The organism is Burkholderia sp. IT-111MI5 (assembly GCF_949752865.1).
GTDB lineage: Bacteria > Pseudomonadota > Gammaproteobacteria > Burkholderiales > Burkholderiaceae > Burkholderia > Burkholderia pyrrocinia_C.
Map to the genome: position 1 here is coordinate 1 of NZ_CATKIF010000008.1, position 23,682 is coordinate 23,682.

At 69.2% G+C, this 23,682-nt stretch carries 18 protein-coding genes and 1 pseudogene; 12 read left to right on the forward strand and 7 right to left on the reverse strand.

From position 1 onward, the window contains the following. Together ACM6JT_RS06470 and ACM6JT_RS06475 are read right to left on the reverse strand one after the other, a co-directional pair. A partial coding sequence (locus ACM6JT_RS06470) for a class I adenylate-forming enzyme family protein (RefSeq protein ID WP_414856130.1) occupies nt 1–1,486 on the reverse strand: 1,486 nt, incomplete at its 3' end. Between the two features lie 51 nt (nt 1,487–1,537). Continuing rightward, nucleotides 1,538–3,190, reverse strand: a complete 1,653-nt coding sequence (locus ACM6JT_RS06475) for an acyl-CoA dehydrogenase family protein (protein WP_034183846.1) — start codon at nt 3,188–3,190, stop codon at nt 1,538–1,540. Nucleotides 3,191–3,310: 120 nt separating this feature from the next. Here ACM6JT_RS06475 and ACM6JT_RS06480 point away from each other — a divergent pair, with 120 nt between their 5' ends. From ACM6JT_RS06480 to ACM6JT_RS06495, 4 genes are all read left to right on the forward strand, one after another. Further along, nucleotides 3,311–3,979, forward strand: coding sequence for a TetR/AcrR family transcriptional regulator (locus ACM6JT_RS06480; protein WP_414856131.1), 669 nt, complete (start codon nt 3,311–3,313; stop codon nt 3,977–3,979). Between the two features lie 211 nt (nt 3,980–4,190). Next, on the forward strand, nt 4,191–5,345 hold the full coding sequence (locus tag ACM6JT_RS06485; RefSeq protein ID WP_414856132.1) for a pyridoxal phosphate-dependent aminotransferase: 1,155 nt from the start codon (nt 4,191–4,193) through the stop codon (nt 5,343–5,345). 52 nt (nt 5,346–5,397) lie between these two features. Beyond that, nucleotides 5,398–6,186: an ABC transporter substrate-binding protein gene (locus ACM6JT_RS06490; protein WP_034183849.1), complete on the forward strand. Its 789-nt coding sequence runs from the start codon at nt 5,398–5,400 to the stop codon at nt 6,184–6,186. Between the two features lie 15 nt (nt 6,187–6,201). After that, complete coding sequence (locus ACM6JT_RS06495; protein WP_414856133.1) at nt 6,202–7,632, forward strand: FAD-binding oxidoreductase; 1,431 nt, start codon at nt 6,202–6,204, stop codon at nt 7,630–7,632. A 45-nt stretch (nt 7,633–7,677) separates the two neighbouring features. On the opposite strand, the gene ACM6JT_RS06500 is transcribed toward ACM6JT_RS06495, so the two are convergent. Together ACM6JT_RS06500 and cadR are read right to left on the reverse strand one after the other, a co-directional pair. Continuing rightward, complete coding sequence (locus ACM6JT_RS06500) at nt 7,678–8,250, reverse strand: PadR family transcriptional regulator (protein ID WP_034183851.1); 573 nt, start codon at nt 8,248–8,250, stop codon at nt 7,678–7,680. A gap of 68 nt (nt 8,251–8,318) precedes the next feature. Continuing rightward, nucleotides 8,319–8,750 (reverse strand): Cd(II)/Pb(II)-responsive transcriptional regulator, encoded by a 432-nt coding sequence (gene cadR / locus ACM6JT_RS06505; RefSeq protein ID WP_152860574.1) that lies wholly within the window; start codon nt 8,748–8,750, stop codon nt 8,319–8,321. Between the two features lie 81 nt (nt 8,751–8,831). On the opposite strand from cadR, the gene ACM6JT_RS06510 reads away from it, so the two are divergent. Both ACM6JT_RS06510 and ACM6JT_RS06515 read left to right on the forward strand, forming a co-directional pair. After that, on the forward strand, nt 8,832–11,354 hold the full coding sequence (locus ACM6JT_RS06510; protein ID WP_414856134.1) for a heavy metal translocating P-type ATPase: 2,523 nt from the start codon (nt 8,832–8,834) through the stop codon (nt 11,352–11,354). A gap of 10 nt (nt 11,355–11,364) precedes the next feature. Continuing rightward, on the forward strand, nt 11,365–11,730 hold the full coding sequence (locus ACM6JT_RS06515; RefSeq protein WP_131945751.1) for a zinc ribbon domain-containing protein: 366 nt from the start codon (nt 11,365–11,367) through the stop codon (nt 11,728–11,730). Nucleotides 11,731–11,845: 115 nt separating this feature from the next. On the opposite strand, the gene ACM6JT_RS06520 is transcribed toward ACM6JT_RS06515, so the two are convergent. Further along, complete coding sequence (locus ACM6JT_RS06520; RefSeq protein ID WP_034183855.1) at nt 11,846–12,724, reverse strand: AraC family transcriptional regulator; 879 nt, start codon at nt 12,722–12,724, stop codon at nt 11,846–11,848. A 274-nt stretch (nt 12,725–12,998) separates the two neighbouring features. On the opposite strand from ACM6JT_RS06520, the gene ACM6JT_RS06525 reads away from it, so the two are divergent. The 4 genes from ACM6JT_RS06525 (at nt 12,999) to eutC (ending at nt 18,345) form a co-directional block, all read left to right on the forward strand. Then, nucleotides 12,999–14,462 (forward strand): mechanosensitive ion channel, encoded by a 1,464-nt coding sequence (locus tag ACM6JT_RS06525; protein ID WP_034183856.1) that lies wholly within the window; start codon nt 12,999–13,001, stop codon nt 14,460–14,462. 186 nt (nt 14,463–14,648) lie between these two features. Continuing rightward, nucleotides 14,649–16,061 carry an ethanolamine permease gene (gene eat / locus ACM6JT_RS06530; RefSeq protein WP_034183857.1) on the forward strand — a complete coding sequence of 471 codons (1,413 nt, stop codon included), beginning with the start codon at nt 14,649–14,651 and terminating at the stop codon, nt 16,059–16,061. Nucleotides 16,062–16,156: 95 nt separating this feature from the next. Then, a complete protein-coding gene (locus ACM6JT_RS06535) occupies nt 16,157–17,554 on the forward strand; it encodes an ethanolamine ammonia-lyase subunit EutB (RefSeq protein WP_034183858.1) in 1,398 nt (465 codons plus the stop codon). Continuing rightward, the gene (gene eutC / locus ACM6JT_RS06540) at nt 17,551–18,345 is read left to right on the forward strand and encodes an ethanolamine ammonia-lyase subunit EutC (protein WP_414856135.1); all 795 of its coding nucleotides are present in this window, start codon (nt 17,551–17,553) and stop codon (nt 18,343–18,345) included. Before ACM6JT_RS06535 ends, eutC begins: the two co-directional genes overlap by 4 nt. 30 nt (nt 18,346–18,375) lie before the next feature. Here eutC and ACM6JT_RS06545 read toward each other — a convergent pair whose 3' ends face one another. Next, nucleotides 18,376–19,260: a LysR family transcriptional regulator gene (locus tag ACM6JT_RS06545; protein ID WP_105390430.1), complete on the reverse strand. Its 885-nt coding sequence runs from the start codon at nt 19,258–19,260 to the stop codon at nt 18,376–18,378. Nucleotides 19,261–19,415: 155 nt separating this feature from the next. Here ACM6JT_RS06545 and ACM6JT_RS06550 point away from each other — a divergent pair, with 155 nt between their 5' ends. Next, the gene (locus tag ACM6JT_RS06550; RefSeq protein WP_414856136.1) at nt 19,416–21,026 is read left to right on the forward strand and encodes an MFS transporter; all 1,611 of its coding nucleotides are present in this window, start codon (nt 19,416–19,418) and stop codon (nt 21,024–21,026) included. A gap of 186 nt (nt 21,027–21,212) precedes the next feature. On the opposite strand, the pseudogene ACM6JT_RS06555 reads toward ACM6JT_RS06550, so the two are convergent. Beyond that, nucleotides 21,213–21,761: pseudogene (locus ACM6JT_RS06555) on the reverse strand (pyridoxamine 5'-phosphate oxidase family protein). Between the two features lie 216 nt (nt 21,762–21,977). Here ACM6JT_RS06555 and ACM6JT_RS06560 point away from each other — a divergent pair. Then, nucleotides 21,978–23,504 (forward strand): aldehyde dehydrogenase family protein, encoded by a 1,527-nt coding sequence (locus tag ACM6JT_RS06560; protein ID WP_034183862.1) that lies wholly within the window; start codon nt 21,978–21,980, stop codon nt 23,502–23,504. Nucleotides 23,505–23,682 lie beyond the last annotated feature (178 nt).

The window sequence follows — 23,682 nt, forward strand, 5'->3', positions numbered from 1 at the left end:
GGAATTTCTGCAGCTTGCCGGTCGGCGTGCGCGGCAGCGCCTGCGCGAACGCGAACTCGCGCGGGATCTTGTACGCGGCGAGCCGCTCGCCGCAGAACGCGCGCAGCGCGTCCGCGTCGGGCGCCGCGCCCGCACGCATCACGACGTGTGCAACCACCGTCTCGCCCCAGTCCGGATGCGGGACGCCGACGACGGCCGCCTCGGCGATGTCCGGGTGCGCGCCGAGCACGTCCTCCACTTCCTTCGAATAGACGTTCTCGCCGCCGGTCACGATCATGTCCTTCAGCCGGTCGACGATGAACAGGTAGCCATCCTGATCGATTCGCGCGACGTCGCCGGTGCGATACCAGCCGCCCGGTGCGAACGCGGCGCGCGTCGCGGCCGCGTCGTCGAGATAACCGAGCATCATGCTGTCTGCCTTCAGCCAGATCTCGCCGGTCTCGCCCGGCTGCGCATCGATGCCGTCCATCCGCACGACGCGCAGGTCGACGCCCGGGCCGCCGTGGCGGCCGATCGAACCGGCCTTCGCGATCTGCTCGTCCGGATACAGCGTCGTGCCGGCCGGCCCCGTTTCCGTCATCCCGTACACGTGGAAGAACGCGTCGCTGCGATACGCGCGCGCGAGCCGTTCGGCCTGCGCGGCGCCGATCGGGCCGCCGCCGTACAGCCACGCGCGCACGCTCGACAGGTCGAACGCTGCGAAGCCGTCGATCGTGTCGAGCGGCAGCGTGTACGACACCGGCGCGCCGAAATACAGCGTCACGCGCTCGCGCTCGACGGCCTGCAGGAACCGCAGCGGATGGTATTCGCGCAGCAGCACGACGGTGCCGCCCGCGACCAGCGTGCCGCCGAACCAGTTGTTGAGCGGCGACGAATGCCAGATCGGCATCGCCATCAGCGTGCGCTCGTTGCGGCCGATGCCGATCGCGAGCGCCGCCGACATCGCCGCAAGCGTCACGGTGCGGTGGCTGTGCACGCAGCCTTTCGGGCGGCCGGTCGTGCCGGACGTGTAGAGGATCTGCGCGACATCGCCGTCGGCCGGTTCGATGCCCGCGACGCCGTCCATCGTCGCGCACATCGTGTCGAAGCACGGCACGCCGTCGAGCTCGCCTTCGGTCACGAGCCGCCGCGCCGGATGAACGATGCGTTCGACCACCGGCGCGAGCGCCACGTCGAACAGCAGCGCCTTGCTGCGGCTGTGTTCGAGCACGTAGTCGACTTCCGGCGCCTGCAGCTTGTGGTTGACCGGCACGAACGTCGCGCCGAGCCGCCACGCGCCGAACATCAGGTCGACGAAGGCCGGCGTGTTGAAGCACATCGCGGCGACGCGGTCGCCGGCCGCGATGCCGAGCGCGCTCAGCACGGCCGCTGCGCGGTGCGAGCGCTCGCGCGCGGCCGCATAGGTGATCGTCGCGGATTCGCTGACGAGGAACGGCTTGTCGGGCGTCGCGCGGGCGGCGCGGTCGAGGGCGGCGACGAGGTTCATCGGGGCTCCGGGCGGGGCGAACGAAGGCGAACGAAGGCGAGCGAACCGGCGTCAGGCCGGATACGCGCGCTGCAGCAGCGCGGCGACGTCGATCGCGTGCGGATCGAAGCCGCCCGCGATGCGGCCCCAGTCGGGCGCGGCGAGCCGCGTCGCGACGAACGCGTCGGCGACGGCCGCCGGCGCATCGCGGCGCAGCAGGCACGCCTGCGCGACGATCGCGAGCCGCTGCGCGAACACGCGGCCCGATGCCTCGAGCGTGTCGGCCGGCGCGGCAAGCATCGCGCGCAGCGCATCGAGCGCCGCGCGGATGCGCGGTTCGCCCGCACCGAGGTCGGCGAGTTCGGCGAACAGCGCGGCGGCTGCGTCGGGCTCGCGCGATACCGCGCGCAGCACGTCGAGGCACATCACGTTGCCCGAGCCTTCCCAGATCGAGTTGACGGGCGCCTCGCGGAACAGCCGCGCGATCGGGCCGTCGTCGACGTAGCCGTTGCCGCCGAACACTTCCATCACCTCGCCGGTCAGCTCGACCGCGCGCTTGCAGACCCAGAATTTCGCAGCCGGTGTGACGATGCGCTTCCACGCGCGTTCGCGCGGCGAGTCGTCGCGCTCGAACGCGTCGGCAAGACGCATCGCGAGTACGAGCGCCGCTTCGCTTTCGAGCGCGAGATCGGCGAGCACGGTGCGCATCAGCGGTTGTTCGGCGAGCGCGCGGCCGAACGCGTGGCGCTGGCGTGTGTACGCGATCGCCTGCACGACGCCCTGGCGCAGCATCGCCGCGCTGCCGAGCACGCAGTTCAGCCGCGTATAGGTGGCCATTTCGATGATGGTCGGGATGCCGCGGCCTTCGTCGCCGAGCATGATGCCCCACGCGTCGTTCAGCTCGATCTCGCTGCTCGAGTTGCTGCGGTTGCCGACCTTGTTCTTCAGCCGCTGGATCTCGACCGCGTTCTTCGTGCCGTCCGGCCGCCAGCGCGGCACGTAGAAGCACGACGGGCTGCCGCCTTCGGTGTGCGCGACGACGAGGTGCGCATCGCACATCGGCGCGGAGAAGAACCACTTGTGGCCGCGCAGCAGGTATTCGCCGCCGCGCCCGCCCGCGCCGACGGGCGTGGCGAGCGTCGTGTTCGCGCGCACGTCGGAGCCGCCCTGTTTCTCGGTCATCCCCATGCCGAACCAGATCGAGCGCTTGTCGGCGACCGGCACGTCGCGCGGGTCGTAGTCGTCGCTGTAGAGCTTGTCGCGCAGCAGGTTCCACAGCGCGGGCTCCTTCTGCAGCACGGGAATCGCGGCCTGCGTCATCGTCGCCGGGCACAACGTGCCGGCCTCGATCTGGCCGTGCAGGTAGAAGCCGGCCGCGGTCGCGGCCCAGCGGCCGCGGCGCGTATCGCGGAACGCGAGCGACACGAAGCCTTCGTGGCGGTACTGGCCGAGCAGCGCGTGCCACGCCGGGTGGAAATCGACGCGGTCGATGCGCCGGCCGCGCCGGTCGAACGCGTTCAACTCCGGCGGGTGCTGGTTCGCTTCGTCGGCGAGTTGCGCGGTGTCGGCGCTGCCGAGCCGCGCGCCGTACGCATCGAGCTGCGGCATGGCCCAGTCGGCGCCGGCGCGGGCGAGCGCGTCGCGCAGCGCGACGTCCGTCGCGAAGAGGTTATAGTCGACCAGTTCGTCGAACTGGTTCGTGATGGCGTGAGTCGATTCGGTCATCGAAGTTGTCTCCGGTCTCATGCTTCGCGGGCGGCCGGCGTCATGCAACACGGGTGGCGCTGCGGCGCTGGTTCCGGCTCCCGGTAAACGCATTCCCTGCTGAATTCCAGAGTAGCAAATATGCCGCCGCGACATGTTCAGGTTCCGGCGCCGCCCGGCCAGCCGGCGGCGCAACCCGCGCCCGCGTTGCGCCGCCGGCCGCGCCAGTCGCGCGCGCAGGCGAGCTCCGACGCGCTGCAGCAGGCGTTCGTTCAGCTTTTGCTCGAACGCGGCTACGCGAAGGCGACGATTCGCGAGATCGCGGCCGTCGCGGGCGTCAGCATCGGCACCTTCTACGAGTATTTCGGCGACAAGCAGAGCCTCGCGGCGCTCTGCATCCACCGGCACGTGCTGGCGATGGCCGACCGGCTGCGCGATGTGGCGCAGCGGCTGCGCGGCGCGCCGCGGGCCGAACTCGCCGTGGCGCTCGTCGACCTGCAGGTCGACGCGATCGGCGCCGACGCCGCGCTGTGGAGCGCGTTCTTCGCGCTGGAGCGGCAGGTGTCGCCGCTCGCCGCATACCGCCGGCATTACGACGCGTATGTCGCACTATGGCGCGACGCGCTCGCGCACGCGGCCGATCCGCCGCCGGCCGCGCGGCTCGACGGGCTCGCAAGGATGGCGCATACCGTCTGCTACGGCGGCCTCTCGCAGGCATTGCTGACGCTCGGGCCCGCGCTCGACTTTGCTGCGCTGCGCGGCGAGCTGCGGGCCGTGCTGCTCGCGTATCTGGCGGCGGCGGGCGCGTAGCATCCCCTACGGGTAATGCCTGATTCGCATGTCAGGCCGGCAGTTCAGCCCTGCCGTTGCGTGCTTCATACCGTGAGCCATGAGAAAAATGCATGGCCGCCATGACGAACTTTCGATTGTCCGCCGATATTGGCTGGGGCTAAATCATGCGGCAGATGCAGGGCCGCGCGTGTCGCGCGGGCCAGCCCGAAGGACATCAGAAGGAGGAGTCATGCGAAGCGCCACCGCGCCCCGTTCGAAACTGCCCGACGTCGGCACGACGATCTTCACGGTGATCGGCCAGCTGGCCGCGCAACACGATGCGTTGAACCTGTCGCAGGGCGCGCCGAATTTCGCGCCCGATCCGGCGCTCGTCGAAGGCGTCGCGCGCGCGATGCGCGACGGGCACAACCAATACTCGCCGATGGCCGGCGTGATGGCGCTGCGCGAACGGCTCGCCGAAAAGACCGAGGCGCTGTACGGCGCGCGCTACGACCCGGCGACCGAGATCACGGTGATCGCGAGCGCGAGCGAAGGGCTGTACGCGGCGATCAGCGCGCTCGTGCATCCGGGCGACGAGGTGATCTATTTCGAGCCGTCGTTCGACAGCTATGCGCCGATCGTGCGGCTGCAGGGCGCGACGCCGGTTGCGATCAAGCTGTCACCCGAGCATTTCCGCGTGAACTGGGACGAGGTGGCCGCGGCGATCACGCCGCGCACGCGGATGATCATCGTGAACACGCCGCACAACCCGACCGCGACCGTGTTCTCGGCCGACGATCTCGAGCGGCTCGCGCAGCTCACGCGCGACACCGGCATCGTGATCCTGTCCGACGAGGTCTACGAGCACGTCGTATTCGACGGCGCGCTGCACCAGAGCGTGGCGCGCCATCGCGAGCTGGCCGAGCGCAGCGTGATCGTGTCGTCGTTCGGCAAGTCGTTCCACGTGACCGGCTGGCGGGTCGGTCACTGCCTGGCGCCGGCCGAGCTGATGGACGAGATCCGCAAGGTGCACCAGTTCATGGTGTTCGCGGCCGACACGCCGATGCAGGTCGCGTTCGCGGAGATCCTCGCGCGGCCGGACAGCTATCTCGGCCTGTCGGCGTTCTACCAGGCCAAGCGCGACCTGCTGGCGCGCGAGCTGACCGATTCGCGTTTCGAGCTGCTGCCGAGCGAAGGCTCGTTCTTCATGCTCGCGCGCTTCCGGCACTTCTCGGACGAAAGCGACAACGATTTCGTGCTGCGCCTGATCCGCGACGCGCGCGTCGCGACGATTCCGCTGTCGGCGTTCTATACCGACGGCACCGACGCCGGCGTGATCCGGCTCAGTTTTTCGAAGGACGACGCGACGCTGGTCGAAGGCGCGCGGCGGCTGCGTTCGCTGTAAGTAAGGAAACCGGCGACGGGGACGTCGCATCGACCAGACCCAGGAGATCACGATGAAGCACACGGCAACCCTGAAACTCGCATTCGCACTCGCGTGCGCAATCGGCTCCGGCGCGGCGCTCGCCGATACGCAGACGCTGCGCTTCGGCCTCGAGGCGCAATACCCGCCGTTCGAATCGAAAGCGCCGAACGGCGACCTGCAGGGCTTCGACATCGACGTCGGCAATGCCGTCTGCCAGACGGCGAAGCTGTCGTGCAAATGGGTCGAGACGTCGTTCGACGGCCTGATTCCCGCGCTGAAGGGCCGCAAGTTCGACGCGATCAACTCGGCGATGAACGCGACCGAGCAGCGGCGCCAGGCGATCGACTTCACGACGATCATCTATCGCGTGCCGACCCAGCTGATCGCGCGCACCGGCAGCGGCCTGCTGCCGACGCCCGAATCGCTGAAGGGCAAGCGCGTCGGCGTGCTGCAGGCGTCGATCCAGGAAACCTTCGCGAAGGCGCACTGGGAACCGGCCGGCGTCGCGGTCGTCGCGTACCAGGACCAGAACCAGGCGTATGCGGACCTCGTGGCGGGCCGCCTCGACGCGACGCTGGTGCTCGCGCCGTCCGGCCAGCGCGGCTTCCTGTCGCGCCCGGACGGCAAGGGCTTCTCGTTCGTCGGCCAGCCCGTGCACGACGACCGGATCCTCGGCAGCGGCATCGCATTCGGCCTGCGCAAGGGCGACGACGCGCTGAAGGCGAAGCTCGACGCGGCGATCGACAAGCTGAAGGCGGACGGCACGGTGAAGTCGCTCGGCCTGAAGTATTTCGGCGATATCGACATCTCGACGAAGTAAGCGGGGCCGCGCGCGATGCAGAACCCGAACCCGGCCGCCGCGGGCGGCGAACAGGGCGGCGCGCCGCTGTCGGACGATGCGCTCGATGCCGTGCTCGTCGCCGAACTGGGCGACGCGCTCGTCACGCGCGCGGCCGACATCGATCCGCGTTACTTCACCGCGTACAACGAGCCGGCCGGCGTGCGGCCGCGTGCGCTGGTGCGCCCGCGCAGCGTCGACGACGTGTCGCGCACGCTCGCGCTGTGCACGCGGCTCGGCCAGCCGGTCGTGCCGCAAGGCGGGTTGACGGGGCTCGCACGCGGCGCGGTCGCGCTCGGCGGCGAGGTCGTGTTGTCGATGGAACGCTTCGCAGGCATCGAAGCGCTCGACGCGGCGGCCGGCACGATGACCGTGCGGGCCGGGACGCCGCTGCAGACGGTGCAGGAAGCCGCGGAAGCGGCGGGCTTCACGTTCGGCGTCGATCTCGGTGCGCGCGGCTCGTGCCAGATCGGCGGCATGCTCGCGACCAATGCGGGCGGCACGCGCGCGATCCGCTACGGGATGATGCGCGAGCAGGTGCTCGGGCTCGAGGCCGTGCTCGCGGACGGCACGGTCGTGTCGTCGATGAACCGGATGCTGAAGAACAACGCGGGCTACGACCTGAAGCAGTTGTTCATCGGCAGCGAGGGGACGCTCGGCGTCGTCACGCGCGCCGTGCTGCGGCTGCATCCGTTGCTCGCCGCGCCGGCCACCGCACTCTGCCGCGTGCGCGACTACGACGCGGTGGTCGGATTGTGGAACCGCGTGCGCACGCTGCCCGAGGTCGTCAGCTTCGAGGCGATGTGGCCGGCGTTCTATGACTACGTCGCGCGCCACACGCCGGGCGTCACTGCGCCATTCGCAGGTGACGGCGGTTTCGCGGTGCTGATCGAGTGCGCGACGAGCGCGCCGGGCGGCGATGCGCATCACGCGCTGGAAACCGGCCTCGCGGCGGGGATCGATGCAGGGCTCGTGGACGATGCGGTGCTCGCGACGTCGGAGCGGCAGGCGCGCGACCTGTGGACGCTGCGCGAAGGCCTCGCGATCGATGCGCTGCCGCAACTCGTCAACTTCGACGTGAGTTTGCCGACGGGCGAGCTCGGCGCGTTCGCCGAGCGCTGCGAGGCGGCGCTGCGCTCGCGCTGGCCGGCGCTCACGTGCCTGTTCTTCGGCCATGTCGGCGACGGCAACGTGCATATCGGCGTGTCGCTGGCCGGGATGACCGACGCGGACGCCGACGCGCTCGATCACTGCGTGTACGCGGTGGTGCGGGACATGGGTGGCTCGGTGTCGGCCGAGCACGGGATCGGGGTGCTCAAACGTCCTTATCTCGCGCACACGCGCAGCGACGCTGAAATCGGGCTGATGCGGTGCCTGAAGGTCGCGCTGGACCCGCGCGGCATCCTGAATCCCGGCAAGGTGCTTTGACCGAGGCGATTCCCGTTGCTGGCGGGAGTCAGCCTTCGTTACTTGTCAGCCGTCCACCCAGCGCAGCGCGCCGATCTTCAGGTGTTCGACGACGCTGCGCGCCCAGTCGAGCTCCGCATTCAGCAGCACGAGCGCGTGTTCGTTCTGCAGCAGGAACAGGCGCGGCACCTGGTCGGCCTGCGCGGCGTTGCGCAGCGCTTCCAGACGCTCGCGCTCGGCGTCGAGCCGGGTAATCCGGAGTTCGAGCTGGTGTCGTGCATCTTCGGCATCGAGCAGCGGCAGGAACGCGAGGCCGGCACCGAACACCGGATATTCGCGCGCGGGCTCCGCGAGCAGTGCATGCAGCCACGCCTGGCCCGCCGTGTGCCCGGCCTCGGTCAGCGCATACAGCGTGCGCTCGGGAAAGGCGCCGTCGCGCTCGGTGTCGTGCACGGCGATCAGCCCGTCGCGCAGCAGCCGGTCGATCGTCTGATAGAGGCTCGTGCGCTGCCGCACGTTGACGACTTCGTCGTACCCGCGGGCCTTCAGTTGCTGCAGCATCCCGTACGGATGCATCGGCGTTTCGGTGAGCGTCGCGAGGACGGCCAGTGCGAGCGGGGACGGGCGGCTCGTTGACATGAATAGTTAGGCCATATCTAGTAAGAATATAACTATTCTCAGCCAGGCCATCTTATTTCACAAGGGTTTCAGCCGAGGTGCGAGCGTTTCGCGGCCGGCGCGACGGTTTCCATCGTCGCGAGACCGTGCACGATCCCGCAATCCTCGACCGAATGCTCGCCGACACACTGGCGGCGCAATTCGGTGAGCTGGTCGCGCAGATGCGTGAGTTCCGCGAGGCGCGCGTCGACGTGTCCGATGTGGTCGTCGAGCAGCGAATTGATCGAATCGCAGCGGTCGGCCGGCGTGTCGGTGAGCTGCAGCAGCGTGCGAATCTCGTCGTGCGCCATGTCGAGCGCGCGGCAGTTGCGGATGAAGCGCAGCCGTTCCACGTGCACGTCGGTGTAGTTGCGGTAGTTCGCGTCGGTGCGCTCCGCATCCGGCATCAGCCCCTCTTTTTCGTAGAAGCGGATCGTCTCGGGCGTGCAGCGGGCCGCTTTGGCCAGTTCGCCAATCTTCATGCCTTTCTCCCGTGTAAGGGTTGACCTTGTAGTGGCTTCAGGGTGTTAACTCTACACCGTCAAGCCATAAAGGAGGTTGTCATGACCGACGCCCAGCGTACCCACGACCCACGACACCGCCATGCCGGCGGCGCCGACACGTGCTGCGCCGACGCGCGCGACACGCACGCGGCGACCGTTGCCAACGCGGCGCCGGCGGCCGGCGAGCACGCGCACGGCGACGCCGCATCGCGCGGCCATGACCATGATCACGACCACGGCGGTGGTGAGGGGCACGATCACGATCACGATCATGCGCACGGCGACGCACATGCACACGGCGCGGCGTGCTCGCACGACCACGCGGCGCACGACCATGCCGGTCACGACCACGACCACGACCACGACCACGCGGCCGGCGACTGCTGCGCCCCCGCCGCGTTGACGCTCGCACCGCTGCCGGTCGCGCAGGCGACCGCATCGGGCCACGTGCGCTCCGCGTTCCGGATCATGCAGATGGACTGCCCGACCGAGGAGACGCTGATCCGCAAGAAGCTCGGCGGGATGAGCGAGGTGTCGGCGCTCGAATTCAACCTGATGCAGCGGATGCTGACCGTCGAGCACGTGCCGGGCGCCCAGCCGGCGATCGAAAGTGCGATCCGCACGCTCGGGATGACGCCCGAGGCCGCAGCGGCCGGCGCGCCGGCGGCGCGCGTCGCCGACGCGCCCGCGAAGCCTTGGTGGCCGCTGGCGCTGGCGGGCGTTGCCGCGATCGCGTCCGAGGGGGCGACCTGGGCCGGCCTGCCCGTGTGGCTGTCGGCGGCGCTCGCGCTCGCGGCGGTGTTCGCGTGCGGGCTCACTACGTACAAGAAGGGCTGGATCGCGATTCGCAACGGCAACCTGAACATCAACGCGCTGATGAGCATCGCGGTGACGGGCGCGATGGCGATCGGCCAGTGGCCGGAAGCCGCGATGGTGATGGTGCTGTTCACGATCGCCGAACTGATCGAGGCGAAGTCGCTCGACCGCGCGCGCAATGCGATCCAGGGCCTGATGCAGCTCGCGCCGGACACCGCGACCGTGCAGGATGCCGACGGGTCGTGGCGCACCATCGAGGCCGCGCAGGTCGCGCTCGGCGCGGTCGTGCGCGTGAAGCCGGGCGAGCGGATCGGGCTGGACGGCGAAGTCGTTGCCGGCCGCTCGACGGTCAACCAGGCGCCGATCACCGGCGAGAGCCTGCCTGTCGAAAAGACGGCCGGCGATGCCGTGTACGCAGGCACGATCAACGAAGCGGGTTCGTTCGAATACCGCGTGACGGCCGTCGCGGCCAACTCGACGCTCGCGCGGATCATCCACGCGGTCGAGGAGGCGCAGGGTGCGAAGGCGCCGACGCAGCGCTTCGTCGACCAGTTCGCGCGCGTCTACACGCCGATCGTGTTCGCGGTCGCGCTGCTGGTCGCGGTGGTGCCGCCGCTCGTGATGGGCGGCGCGTGGAACGACTGGATCTACCGCGCGCTGGTGCTGCTCGTGATCGCATGCCCGTGCGCACTGGTGATCTCGACGCCGGTGACGATCGTGTCGGGGCTCGCGGCCGCGGCGCGGCGCGGGATTCTCGTGAAGGGCGGCGTCTATCTGGAGGAAGGGCGCAAGCTCGCGTGGCTCGCGCTCGACAAGACCGGCACGATCACGCACGGCAAGCCGGTGCAGACCGACTTCGACGCGCATGCGACCGACGTCGATGCCGAGCGTATCCGGCACCTCGGCGCGAGCCTCGCCGCGCGCTCGGATCACCCGGTGTCGCAGGCGATCGCGGCCGCGGCGCGCGACACCGGAACGGCGGCGTTCGCCGATGTGCAGGACTTCGAAGCACTGGTCGGGCGCGGCGTGCGCGGCACGATCGACGGCGCGCGCTACTGGCTCGGCAACCACCGGCTCGTCGAGGAACTCGAGCGCTGCTCGCCGGCCCTCGAAACGAAGCTCGATGCGCTCGAGCGGCAGGGCAAGAGCGTCGTGGTGCTGGTCGACGACGCGCGCGTGCTCGGCATCTTCGCGGTAGCCGACACGATCAAGGACACGAGCCGCGACGCGATCGCCGACCTGCATGCGCTCGGCATCCGCACCGCGATGCTGACGGGCGACAACCCGCACACCGCGCAAGCCATCGCGCAGCAGGCCGGCATCGACGACGCGCGCGGCAACCAGTTGCCCGAGGACAAGCTCGCGGCGGTCGAGGAACTGTCGGCCGGCGGCGCGGGCGCGGTCGGGATGGTCGGCGACGGGATCAACGACGCGCCGGCGCTCGCGCGCGCCGACATCGGTTTCGCGATGGGCGCGATGGGCACCGACACGGCGATCGAGACGGCCGACGTCGCGCTGATGGACGACGACCTGCGCAAGATTCCCGCGTTCGTGCGGCTGTCGCGCGCGACGCACCGCGTACTGGTGCAGAACATCGGCTTCGCGCTCGGCGTGAAGATCGTGTTCCTCGGCCTCACGGTCGCGGGGCTCGGCACGATGTGGATGGCGGTATTCGCGGACGCGGGCGCGAGCCTGATCGTCGTCGCCAACGGCTTGCGGCTGCTGTCGTCCTCCGGGGCGTTCGGCGGCGCGCAGGCCACGCGTTGAGGAGCGTGCGATGAGCTTTCTGAAACGGATCCTGGGTGGGCACGGCGGTGGCCATGGCGGTGGGCACGGCAACAGCGGTGGCGGTGGCGGGCATCACGGCGGGCAGCGCCGGGACGGGCACGGCGGCCACGATGCGCGTGGCCGCGATCGTCACGGCTGGGGCTGGCAGGCACCGACCGATGGTCAAGGCGGCCAGGGCGGCAACGCGCCGCTGAGCCAGCTCGCCTGCGCGGGCTGCGGCGCGCTCAACGCGGCGGATGCGCGCTTCTGCGCGCAGTGCGGTACGGCGCAACGCGGCAGGGCTTGCAGCCGCTGCCACGCGGCGCTGGCCGCCGACGCGCGCTTCTGCCCGGGCTGCGGGACACAGGCCGGCTAACGCGCAATCGCCGGCCTGGTTGCCCGCGTCAGAATCGTCGCCGACGGCATGGCCTCTGGAACTGGCGTCGCCCTGGAACAGCGCGCCGGCTCGCCCAAGCGTCCCGGCCCTTCGATCAGCGCAGCGGCAGGTAAATCTCGGTGCGCAGGTCGGCCGGCGCCGCATCCATCGGCGTATTGAGGTACAGCTCGAACGGCGGTGCGTCGGCGGCTTCGCGGCCCGAGTGACGCAGCCAGTCGCCGTAGAGCCACTGGTAGGCCGTCTTCAGGTCCGCATACGGCCCCGTATGCAGCAGCACCGCGTATTCGCCGCCCGCTACCGTCGCGCGTTCGACGGGCGGCACGGGCTCGACGTCCGGCGTGCCGTCGGCCGGCATGAAGCAGGCCTTCGCGCGCAGCTGCGCTTCCGGCGTCGTGTCCGGATCGTCGTAGAAAATCCCGATCATCTTCGCGCCCGGGCCGATCAGCCCGTGTTGCCCGGCCCACGCGCCGATTCGCGCGAACGCGTCGCCGACCTTCAGGTACGCGCCCGTGTGCGCCACCGCGTAGCCGCGCAGTTCCGGCAGGCGCCGGATCTCGACTTCATGCTTGAACATGTCTTCCTCTCCTCTTTGTAGCGGATAGATGGGCCGGTGAACGCCCGTGCGCCGGTGCTGCGCGGGCAGTACGCCGTATGCGTCGCGAAACGCCCGGGCAAACGCGTGCGTCGATCCGTAGCCCGCGCGCCGCGCGATCTCGTCGAGCGGCCGCGCCGTGCAGACGAGATCCTCGGACGCACGCACGATCCGCATCCGCCGCACCGTCAGCACGATCGACTCGCCGTACAGCGCGCGGTAGACGCGCTGCCAGTGATACGGCGACAGGCACGCGACCTCGGCGAGCCGGTTCAGGTCGAGCGGGCCGTCGAGGTGCGCGCGGATGTATTCGTGGACGCGCGCCACGCTGGCCGCATAGCGGACCCACGCGGGCTTTTCGGTTTTCGTTTCGACTGTCATCGGCGTGTCCGGGCAAGAACCGAAGGCACGGTAGCACGGCCCGAATGGATAAATCTTGCGGAAATGCGTAGCGGTCGACAAATCCGCCCCTTTTTATTTGCCGAAATGGGGTCTTGTCCCCCTGCGATCTATGACTAAAGTTAAAGACGGTGAAATCGGGTGAAGGCGTCATTTTTCTCGGGTAAGTTGCTCAAGCGGCAACGCGCGCCATTCGAAGTACGCAGGTAGTTCGTCGATGTTCAATCGCAACGCCACGTTTTCGGGAGAACAAGAAATGGATGCTTCCAGCTTCATCACGTCGCTGCAGACCACGCTAGGCGGATATCTGCCGAAGATCGCCGGCGCGATCGGCATCCTGGTGATCGGCTGGCTGATCGCGGTGGTGGCGCGGGCCGGCGCGCTGCGCCTGCTCAGCGCGCTGAAGGTCGATCAGCGGATCAACGAAAGCACCGGCCAGGGCGCGTACGTCGAGCGGATCATCGCCGGCGGCCTGTTCTGGCTCGTGCTGCTCGTCACCGCGGTGGGCATCTTCAACGTGCTCAACCTGTACGCGGTCTCCAATCCGTTCTCGCTGCTCGTCACGCACATCGTCAACTACCTGCCGAACCTGATCGGCGGCGCGGCGCTGACGCTGATCGCGTGGCTGATCGCGTCGCTGCTGCGCAGCCTCGCGAACCGCGCGTTGAGGGCCAGCAAGATCGACGACAAGCTGTCCGAAGGTGCGGGCATGCAGCCGATGAGCGGCTATCTCGGCGACGTGCTGTTCTGGCTCGTGATCCTGATGTTCCTGCCGGCGATCCTCGCGTCGTTCGCGCTGTCGGGCCTGCTGTCGCCGGTGCAGGGGATGGTCGACAAGCTGCTCGCGATCGTGCCGAACCTGTTCGCGGCCGCGGTGATCGGCTTCGTCGGCTGGGTCGTCGCGCGCGTGCTGCGCGGCCTCGTGACGAACCTGCTCGTCGCCGCCGGCGCCGACCGCCTCACGCAGCGTCTCGACAGCCCGACGCCGGTGCGCGTGTCGAGCCTGATCGGCACGATCGTCTACGTGTTCGTGTTCGTGCCGACGCTGATCTCCGCGCTCGATGCGCTGAAGATCGACGCGATCTCGGGCCCCGCGACCAACATGCTGAACCAGTTCCTCGGCGCGGTGCCGGACATCGTCGCGGCGATCGTGATCGTGCTCGTCACGTTCTACTTCGCGCGCTTCGTCGCGTCGCTCGCGCAGAAGCTGCTGGAAGCCGCCGGCGTCGACGGGCTGCCGGCCGTGCTCGGCGTCGAGCGCGTGTTCTCGGGGATCCTGCAGCCGTCGGTGCTGGTCGCGCGGCTGATCGTGTTCTTCGCGATGCTGTTCGCGTCGGTCGAAGCCGCGAACCGGCTCGGCTTCTCGCAGGTGCGCGACGTCGTCACGCTGTTCATCGAATTCGGCGGCCATGTGCTGATGGGCGGCGTGATCCTCGTGATCGGCGTGTGGCTCGCGGGCCTCGCGCGCCGCGTGATCGAGCAGGCCGATCGCGAGCACAGCGTGCTGTTCGCGCGCATCGCGCAATTCGCGATCCTCGGCCTCGTGTTCGCGATGGGGCTGCGCGCGATGGGCATCGCGAACGAGATCGTCCAGCTCGCGTTCGGCCTGGTGCTCGGTGCGATCGCGGTGGCCGTCGCGCTGTCGTTCGGCCTCGGCGGCCGCGAAGCGGCCGGCAAGCTGCTCGACCGCTGGTTCAACCAGCGCAGCGGCGGCCAGTAAGCGTGGGGGACCCGGCCGCCTCGTGCGGCCGGATGGCGCTCGCAACGACCGCGGTTGGCGTTTCCGTCAGCGAAATGTCAGCCGCGATCTTTGCCGAATTTCGATAACACGTCGTTTAATGACTCTCTAGCATCGATTCTCAGTCGCGCAGGCCGTCAGGCCCGGCGCATTTGAGGAGAAAGTCCGATGAAAGCAGAGTCGAATGGCCGGCCCGCCGCCGGCGCCAAGTCGTCCGGCCAGCCCGCGCTGCAGCAGACGCTCGGGACCTGGCAACTGTGGGGCATCGCGGTCGGCCTCGTGATTTCCGGCGAATACTTCGGCTGGAGCTACGGCTGGGCGAGCGCCGGTACGCTGGGTTTCGTCGTCACCGCGCTGTTCGTCGCGGCGATGTACACGACCTTCATTTTCAGCTTCACCGAGCTGACGACGTCGATCCCGCACGCGGGCGGCCCGTTCGCGTATGCGCGCCGCGCATTCGGCCCGACCGGCGGTTATCTCGCCGGCGCCGCGACGCTCGTCGAGTTCGTATTCGCGCCGCCCGCGATCGCGCTCGCGATCGGCGCATACCTGCACGTGCAGTTTCCGGGGCTCGAACCGAAACACGCGGCGATGGGCGCGTATCTCGTGTTCATGGCGCTGAACATCGTCGGCGTGCAGATCGCCGCGACGTTCGAGCTCGTCGTCACGCTGCTCGCGATCTTCGAGCTGCTGGTGTTCATGGGCGTCGTGTCGCCGGGCTTCGCGTGGAGCAACTTCATGAAGGGCGGCTGGTCGGGCGCCGATCATTTCAGCGTCGGCGCCTTCCACGGGATGTTCGCGGCGATCCCGTTCGCGATCTGGTTCTTCCTCGCGATCGAGGGCGTCGCGATGGCCGCCGAGGAAGCGAAGAACCCGAAGCGCTCGATTCCGATCGCCTACGTGGCCGGGATCCTGACCCTCGTCGCGCTCGCGATCGGCGTGATGGTGTTCGCCGGCGGCGCGGGCGACTGGACCAAGCTCGCGAACATCAACGACCCGTTGCCGCAGGCGATGAAGTACATCGTCGGTGCGAACAGCGGCTGGATGCACATGCTCGTGTGGCTGGGGCTGTTCGGTCTGGTCGCATCGTTCCACGGGATCATCCTCGGCTATTCGCGCCAGATCTTCGCGCTGGCCCGCGAAGGCTACCTGCCGGAGTGGCTCGGGAAGGTGCATCCGCGCTTCAAGACCCCGCATCGCGCGATTCTCGCGGGCGGCGTGGTCGGCATCGCGGCGATCTACAGCGACGAGCTGATCCAGTTCGGCGGGCAGACGCTGACCGCGAACATCGTGACGATGTCGGTGTTCGGCGCGATCGTGATGTATATCGTGAGCATGGCGTCGCTGTTCAAGCTGCGCCGCTCGCAGCCGAACATGGCGCGCCCGTTCCGCGCACCGCTGTACCCGATCTTCCCGGCATTCGCGATTCTTGCGGCGCTCGTCTGTCTCGCTACGATGGTGTACTTCAACGGGCTGGTCGCGCTGGTGTTCGTCGGCTTCCTCGCGGTGGGCTACGCGTACTTCCTCGCGACCCGTTCGCAGCGCGCGAGCGCGCCCGGCGACGCGCTGCTGGAGGAGTGAGCATGGCGAAGGTAAACGGCCGTTCCTGACGGCATCCGGCGCGCCCCGTCGAACGGGCGCGCCGTCGGCTTTTGGCAAGGAAGGAGACTCGCACGATGTCCTATACGGAGACGATCGGTCCGCGCACGTACCGCTTCGCGGACCTGAAGACGCTGCTCGCGAAGGCGAGCCCGCTGCGTTCCGGCGACCAGCTCGCCGGCGTCGCGGCGGCAAGCGAGGAGGAGCGCGTCGCCGCGAAGATCGCGCTCGCGGGCGTGCCGCTGAAGGCGTTCCTGAACGAAGCGGTGATCCCGTATGAAGACGACGAGGTCACGCGCCTGATCGTCGACGATCACGACGCTGCCGCGTTCGCGGAAATCTCGCATCTCACCGTCGGCGATTTCCGCAACTGGCTGCTGTCGCCCGCGGCCGACGGCGCGGCGCTCGAACGGATCGCGCCGGGCCTCACGCCGGAGATGGTCGCGGCCGTGTCGAAGCTGATGCGCAACCAGGACCTGATCGCGGCCGCGCGCAAGCGCCGCGTGGTCACGCGCTTTCGCAACACGGTCGGGCTCGCCGGGCGGATGTCGGTGCGGCTGCAGCCGAACCACCCGACCGACGACGTGAAGGGGATCGCCGCGTCGATGCTCGACGGGCTGATGTACGGCTGCGGCGACGCGATGATCGGCATCAACCCGGCGACCGACAGCCTCGCGGCGATCGTGAAGCTGCTCGCGATGATCGACGGGTTCCGCGAACGCTACGGCGTGCCGACGCAGTCGTGCGTGCTCACGCACGTGACCAACACGATCGCGGCGATCGAGAAGGGCGCGCCGGTCGATCTCGTGTTCCAGTCGATCGCGGGCACCGAGAAAGCGAACGCGAGCTTCGGGATCTCGCTCGCGCTGCTCGGCGAGGCGCGCGAGGCCGCGTTGTCGCTGAAGCGCGGCACCGTCGGCAACAATCTCATGTACTTCGAGACGGGCCAGGGCAGCGCGTTGTCGGCGAACGCGCATCACGGCGTCGACCAGCAGACCTGCGAAGTGCGCGCGTATGCGGTTGCGCGCAAGTTCGAGCCGTTCCTCGTGAACACGGTGGTCGGCTTCATCGGGCCCGAATACCTGTACGACGGCAAGCAGATCATCCGCGCGGGGCTCGAGGATCACTTCTGCGGCAAGCTGCTCGGCGTGCCGATGGGCTGCGACATCTGCTACACGAACCACGCGGAAGCCGACCAGGACGACATGGATACCTTGCTGACGCTGCTCGGCGCGGCCGGCATCAACTTCATCATGGGGATTCCGGGCGCGGACGACGTGATGCTGAACTATCAGAGCACATCGTTTCACGACCAGCTCTACGTGCGCGAGGTGCTCGGCCTGCGCCGCGCGCCGGAGTTCGAGGAGTGGCTGGAGACGATGGAGATCGCCGATGCGCACGGCGCGCTGCGCGCCGCGTCGGCCCGCGTGCCGCTCCTGGCCGGCGCGAACGACTGGATGGGGTTGTCAGCATGAGCGATGCCGTCGAAAAGAATCCGTGGGGCCAGCTGAAGGCGTTCACGAACGCGCGGATCGCGCTCGGCCGCGCGGGCAACAGCCTGCCGACCGCGCCGCTGCTGGCCTTCAACCTGTCGCACGCGCAGGCGCGCGACGCCGTGCACCAGCCGCTCGACGCCGATGCGCTGCGGCGCGAAATCGAGGCGGCCGGCCTGTTGCCGACGCTCGGCGTGCAGAGCGCCGCTCCGGACCGCGACCACTATCTGCGCCGGCCCGATCTCGGCCGCAAGCTTTCCGATGACAGCCGCGGGCTGCTGGCCGGTTACGGCGCGGCGCTCGACGAGGCGCCCGACGTCGTGTTCGTGGTCGGCGACGGGCTGTCGGCGTTCGCGGCCGCGAAGCAGGCGCTGCCGCTGCTGCAGGCGGTGCGCCCAAGGCTCGATGCGGACGGCTGGCGGATCGGCCCGGTGGTGGTCGCGAAGCAGGCGCGCGTCGCGCTCGGCGACGAGATCGGCGAGCTGCTGCGCGCGAAGGTGGTTGCGATGCTGATCGGCGAACGGCCGGGGCTCAGCTCGCCGGACAGCCTCGGCGTGTACCTGACGTGGGCGCCGAAGGTCGGCTGCCACGACGCGCTGCGCAACTGCATCTCGAACGTGCGGCCCGAAGGGCTGCCGCACGCGGCCGCCGCGCACAAGCTGCATTACCTGATGACGCATGCACGCAGGCTCGGGCTGACGGGCGTCGGGCTGAAGGACGACAGCGACGCGCTGCTGCCGCCGGCGGAAGCGGATCGGATCGGCGCGGCGTGACGGCGCGCTGCGCGACTGCGTGCCGCGCGGCTACCTGAACAGCCGCTCGCACAGGAAATCGACGAACACGCGCAGCTTCGGCGACAACTGCCGGCTCGACGGCCACACGATCGAGAACTGTCCCGGCGCGATCCGGTAGTCGTCGAGCACGGTCACGAGCGCGCCGTGTTCGAGCGCGTCGCGTGCGAGGAAATCGGGCATGTAGCCGATGCCGAGCCCCGCGAGCACGGTGCCGCGCAGCGCTTCCATGTTGTTGCAGGTCATCGCGGTGCGCAGCTTCAGCGGCGTGCCGTCGTCGGCCGCGAGTGCCCAGTCCTGCAGCTTGCCGGTAGTCGGGAAGCAATAGCGCACGCATTCGTGCGCTTCGAGATCGCGCGGCGTGTGCGGCGTGCCGGCCCGCGCGAGATACGCAGGCGTCGCGCACAGCACGAATGCGAACGGGCCGAGCCGCCGCGACATCAGGCTCGAATCCGACAGCGGGCCGCTGCGGATCACAGCGTCGAAGCCGCCTTCGACGACGTCGACCATCCGGTCGTTGAAATCGAGATCGAGCTCGACGTCCGGATAGCGCTGCCGGAACTCGGGCAGCACCGGCAGCAGGAAGCGGTAGCCGATCACCGGCAGGCTCACGCGCAGCTTGCCGCGCGGGCGCTGCGCCGATGCCGTCACGGTCGCTTCCGCATCGCGGAAATCCTCGAGGATCCGCTGGCAGCGTTCGTAGAAGTGCCGCCCCTCTTCAGTGAGCGTGACGCGCCGCGTCGTGCGGTTGAACAGGCGCACGCCGAGCGACTGCTCGAGTTTCGCGATCGTCTTGCCGACCGCGGACGCCGAGATGCCGAGCGCACGGCCGGCCGCGACGAAGCTCAGCGCTTCGGCGGTGCGGACGAAGGCGACGATGCCGGTCAGGTTTTCCATCGAATCGAAGTGCATGCGCCAACGGGCGCGGCCGAGTAAATTGCGGAATTCTAGTCCGTTATATGTGGAACTTCGCGTGGTTTTTCGCGGATTGAATCGGATTTATCTTCTGTCGCTCTGGCGGCGCATCCGCGCCGGCTTTTCGAGGAGCGATGATGGATCACCCGTTTTCAGCCGTATCGGCGGTTTCGGCGCGCCGGCGCGCGTGGGTGCTGGCCGCCGTTTGCATGGCCGCCGTCGCGCTGCCGCTGTCGTTTTCGGGCGGCGCGGTCGCGACGCCGGCGATCGGCCGCGACCTGCATGGCGGCACGGTCGCGATGAACTGGATCACCAACGCGTTCATGCTCGCGTTCGGCAGTTTCCTGATGGCGGCCGGCGCGCTGGCCGACCAGTTCGGCCGCAAGCGGCTGTTCGCGATCGGCGTCGGCGGTTTCACGTTGATGTCGGTTGCGCTCGCGTTCGCACCGTCGATGCTCGCGGTCGACCTGCTGCGCGCCGCGCAAGGGCTCGCGGCGGCCGCGGCGCTCGCGGGCGGCACGGCCGCGCTCGCGCAGGAGTTCGACGGCGCGGCGCGTACGCGCGCGTTCAGCCTGCTCGGCACGACCTTCGGCATCGGGCTCGCGTTCGGGCCCGTGCTGGCCGGCGGCCTGATCGGGCACTACGGCTGGCGCGCGATCTTCGTCACGAGCGCGGTGGCCGGCGTGCTGTCGCTCGCATTCGGGCTGCCGCGCATGCATGAGTCGCGCGACCCGCATGCGACGGGGCTCGACTGGCCCGGCACGGCCGCGTTCACCGCCGCACTGACGCTATTCACGTTCGGCGTGATCGAGGCGCCCGCGCGCGGCTGGACCAGCGTGCTCGTGATCGTGCTGCTGGCCGGCGCGGCGCTCGGCGCATGCGCGTTCGTGACGATCGAGACGCGCGTCGCGCGGCCGATGCTCGACCTGTCGCTGTTCCGCATCGCGCGCTTCGTCGGCGTGCAGGTGCTGCCGGTGTCGACCTGCTGCTGCTACATCGTGCTGCTCGTCGTGCTGCCGCTGCGCTTCATCGGCATCGACGGCTTCAGCGAGATCGACGCCGGCTGGCTGATGCTCGCGATCTCCGCGCCGATGCTCGTCGTGCCGTTCATCGCGGCGACGCTCACGCGCTGGCTGTCGGCCGGCGTGATCTCGGCGCTCGGGCTGCTGGTCGCGGCCGGCGGGCTCGTGTGGCTGGGTGTCGCGCTGCGCGACGGAGCGGGGCCGGCGGCGATCGCGCCGATGCTCGCGATCGGCGTCGGCGCCGGGATGCCGTGGGGGCTGATGGACGGGCTGTCGGTGAGCGTCGTGCCGAAGGAGCGCGCGGGGATGGCGACGGGGATCTTCAGCACGACGCGCGTGGCCGGCGAGGGGATCGCGCTCGCGATCGTCGGCGCGGTGCTGGCCGCGCTCGCGCAGACGGGGCTGCGGCAGGCGGCTGGTGCTGCCGGCACGCCCGGTGCGACGCTGCGTGCGGCTGCGCGGCTCGCGACCGGCGATCTCGCGGGCGCGGCTGCTGCGTTGCCGGGCGTCGGTCATGCGGCGCTGCTCGCGAGCTATACGCATGCGTTCGACCGGCTGCTGACCGGGCTGGCCGTCGTCACGGTGCTGTGCGCGGTGGTGGTGTTCGTGTTTCTCGGCGGGCGGCCGGCGGCTGAAGCGGGCGACGACGCGGACGGGCATGCGCCAGCCGACGCGCCCGCGCGCAGCCGGATCGAACCGGCCTGTGCGGAGACGCACGGGCGTTGAGCGCCGCGTCGTCGCGCATGGGTGCTTTGGCGATGGCGGCCGGAGCGCCCGTGCAGTGCTACATCACCGCATCTGCGCGTTGAGCGTCGCGTCGTCACGCATGGGTGCTTTGGCGATGGCCGCCGGAGCCCCCGTGCAGTGCACACCACCGCCTTCGCACGCTGACGATCCGCCAATCGCATCACATCACGCCAGCACCAGCGGCGGCAGTGCCGCATCCACGCGCGCCTGCGCGTGCTCCACCTCGATCACCACATAGCGCCGCGCGTCGGGCCACAGATGCGCGCGGCTTCCCGCATCCTCGTCGATCGTCGCGCGGCCCTGCACGAGCCAGGTCGTCTGGCGCACGAAATCGACGAACAGCAGCGCGATGGCAGGATTCACGAGCAGGTTGCCGATCGTGTTGAACAGATTGTTGCCTGCGAAGTCGGGCAGCACGAGCGTGCGGCGGTCGGGGATGTCGACGAGCGGTTCGAACGCGCCGTCGGCGCGCGGCTGGCGGCCGCGGTACGAGCAGTCGCTGTCGCCCGTCGCGTCGGCGGTCGCGACGATCAGGAACGCCTGCTCGCGGATGAACGCGACGGCGTCGTCGGTCAGGGGGGGCCGGGTCGCTCATGGTGTCGGCCGGCGCGAACGCCGCTGCGTGTGGACGGGATGCGCGATTCGCACGCAAGCGACATGCCACGCGTCGCGGCCCGCATGCCTGTACGGTCCGGCACAGCCACTGTGAAAAATCCGAACACCGGCCACGCCGCTGCGCAATCGCGGTGTTCCGAATCGGCACACCCGCCGTGCTGCGTGCGTGAACACGGCACGGCGCGCACGCGGGCCGGCCGTGGTCGTCGTGCTTTCGTTCCGCTCCCGTCCGTTTGGCACGCATGTTGCGTAAACCGATGCAGCGCGATCCAACCGGCGCTGTACTTACACAAGCACGATGAACAGGAGACATGTATGAACCCGTTTGACCTGAAACAACTGGGCCTCGACGTCGAATACCCGTACCGTCAGCAGTACGACAACTACATCGGCGGCAAGTGGGTGGCGCCGGTGAAGGGCGAGTATTTCGAGAACGTGTCGCCGATCAACGGCCAGCCGTTCTGCCGCATTCCGCGCTCGGGCGCCGACGATATCGAGCTGGCGCTGGACGCCGCGCATGCCGCGCGCCGCAAGTGGGGCAAGACGTCCGTGGCCGAGCGCGCGAACCTGCTGCTCGCCGCCGCCGACCGGATGGAAAAGAACCTGAAGCTGCTGGCCGTGGCCGAGACGATCGACAACGGCAAGCCGCTGCGCGAGACGATGGCGGCCGACCTGCCGCTCGCGGTCGACCACTTCCGCTACTTCGCGGGCTGTATCCGCGCGCAGGAAGGCGGCATCTCCGAAATCGACGACAACACCGTCGCGTACCACTTCCACGAGCCGCTCGGCGTCGTCGGCCAGATCATCCCGTGGAACTTCCCGCTGCTGATGGCCGCGTGGAAGCTCGCACCGGCGCTCGCGGCCGGCTGCTGCGTCGTGATGAAGCCGGCCGAGCAGACGCCCGCGTCGGTGCTGGTGCTGATGGAACTGATCGGCGACCTGTTCCCGGCCGGCACGATCAACATCGTGAACGGCTTCGGCAAGGAAGCGGGCGAAGCGCTCGCGACCAGCAAGCGGATCGCGAAGATCGCGTTCACGGGCTCGACGCCGGTCGGCAAGCACATCCTGCGCGCCGCCGCCGACAACCTGATCCCGTCGACGGTCGAACTGGGCGGCAAGAGCCCGAACATCTTCTTCGCCGACGTGCTCGATCGGGAAGATGCGTTCCTCGACAAGACGCTCGAAGGGCTCGCGATGTTCGCGCTGAACCAGGGCGAAGTGTGTACGTGCCCGTCGCGCATCCTGATCCAGGAATCGATCTACGAACGCTTCATCGAGAAGGCCGTCGCGCGCGTCGAGCGCATCAAGTCCGGCCACCCGCTCGACCTGCAGACGATGATCGGCGCGCAGGCGTCGCAGCAGCAGCTCGACAAGATCCTGTCGTACATCGACATCGGCCGCGGCGAAGGCGCGCAATGCCTGACGGGCGGCGAACGCACGGCGCCGGCCGCCGAACTCGGCACGGGCTACTACGTGAAGCCGACGATGCTGCTCGGCAACAACAAGATGCGCGTGTTCCAGGAAGAGATCTTCGGGCCGGTCGCGTCGGTGATGACGTTCAAGGACGAGCAGGAAGCGATCGAACTCGCGAACGACACGTTCTACGGGCTCGGCGCGGGCGTGTGGACGCGCGACGGCACGCGTGCGTACCGGATGGGCCGCGAGATCGAGGCCGGCCGCGTGTGGACCAACTGCTACCACCTGTACCCGGCGCACGCGGCGTTCGGCGGCTACAAGCAGTCGGGGATCGGTCGCGAGACGCACAAGATGGCGTTGTCGAACTATCAGCAGACGAAGTGCCTGCTGGTCAGCTACCAGGCCGAGGCGCTCGGGTTCTTCTGACCCGATCGTCAACGCAGTGGCGAAGCGCCGGGGCCGGCCGGTCGGCAAAGCAGCGCCGGCCGTACGGTTGCCGGTGTTCGGCGGTGACACGCGTGATGCGCGGGCTGCGTAGAACGTTCGACGGCCGGGCGATGTTCGCCCGATCGTCGAGCGGCGCACACGCGGGTACGATCGCCGA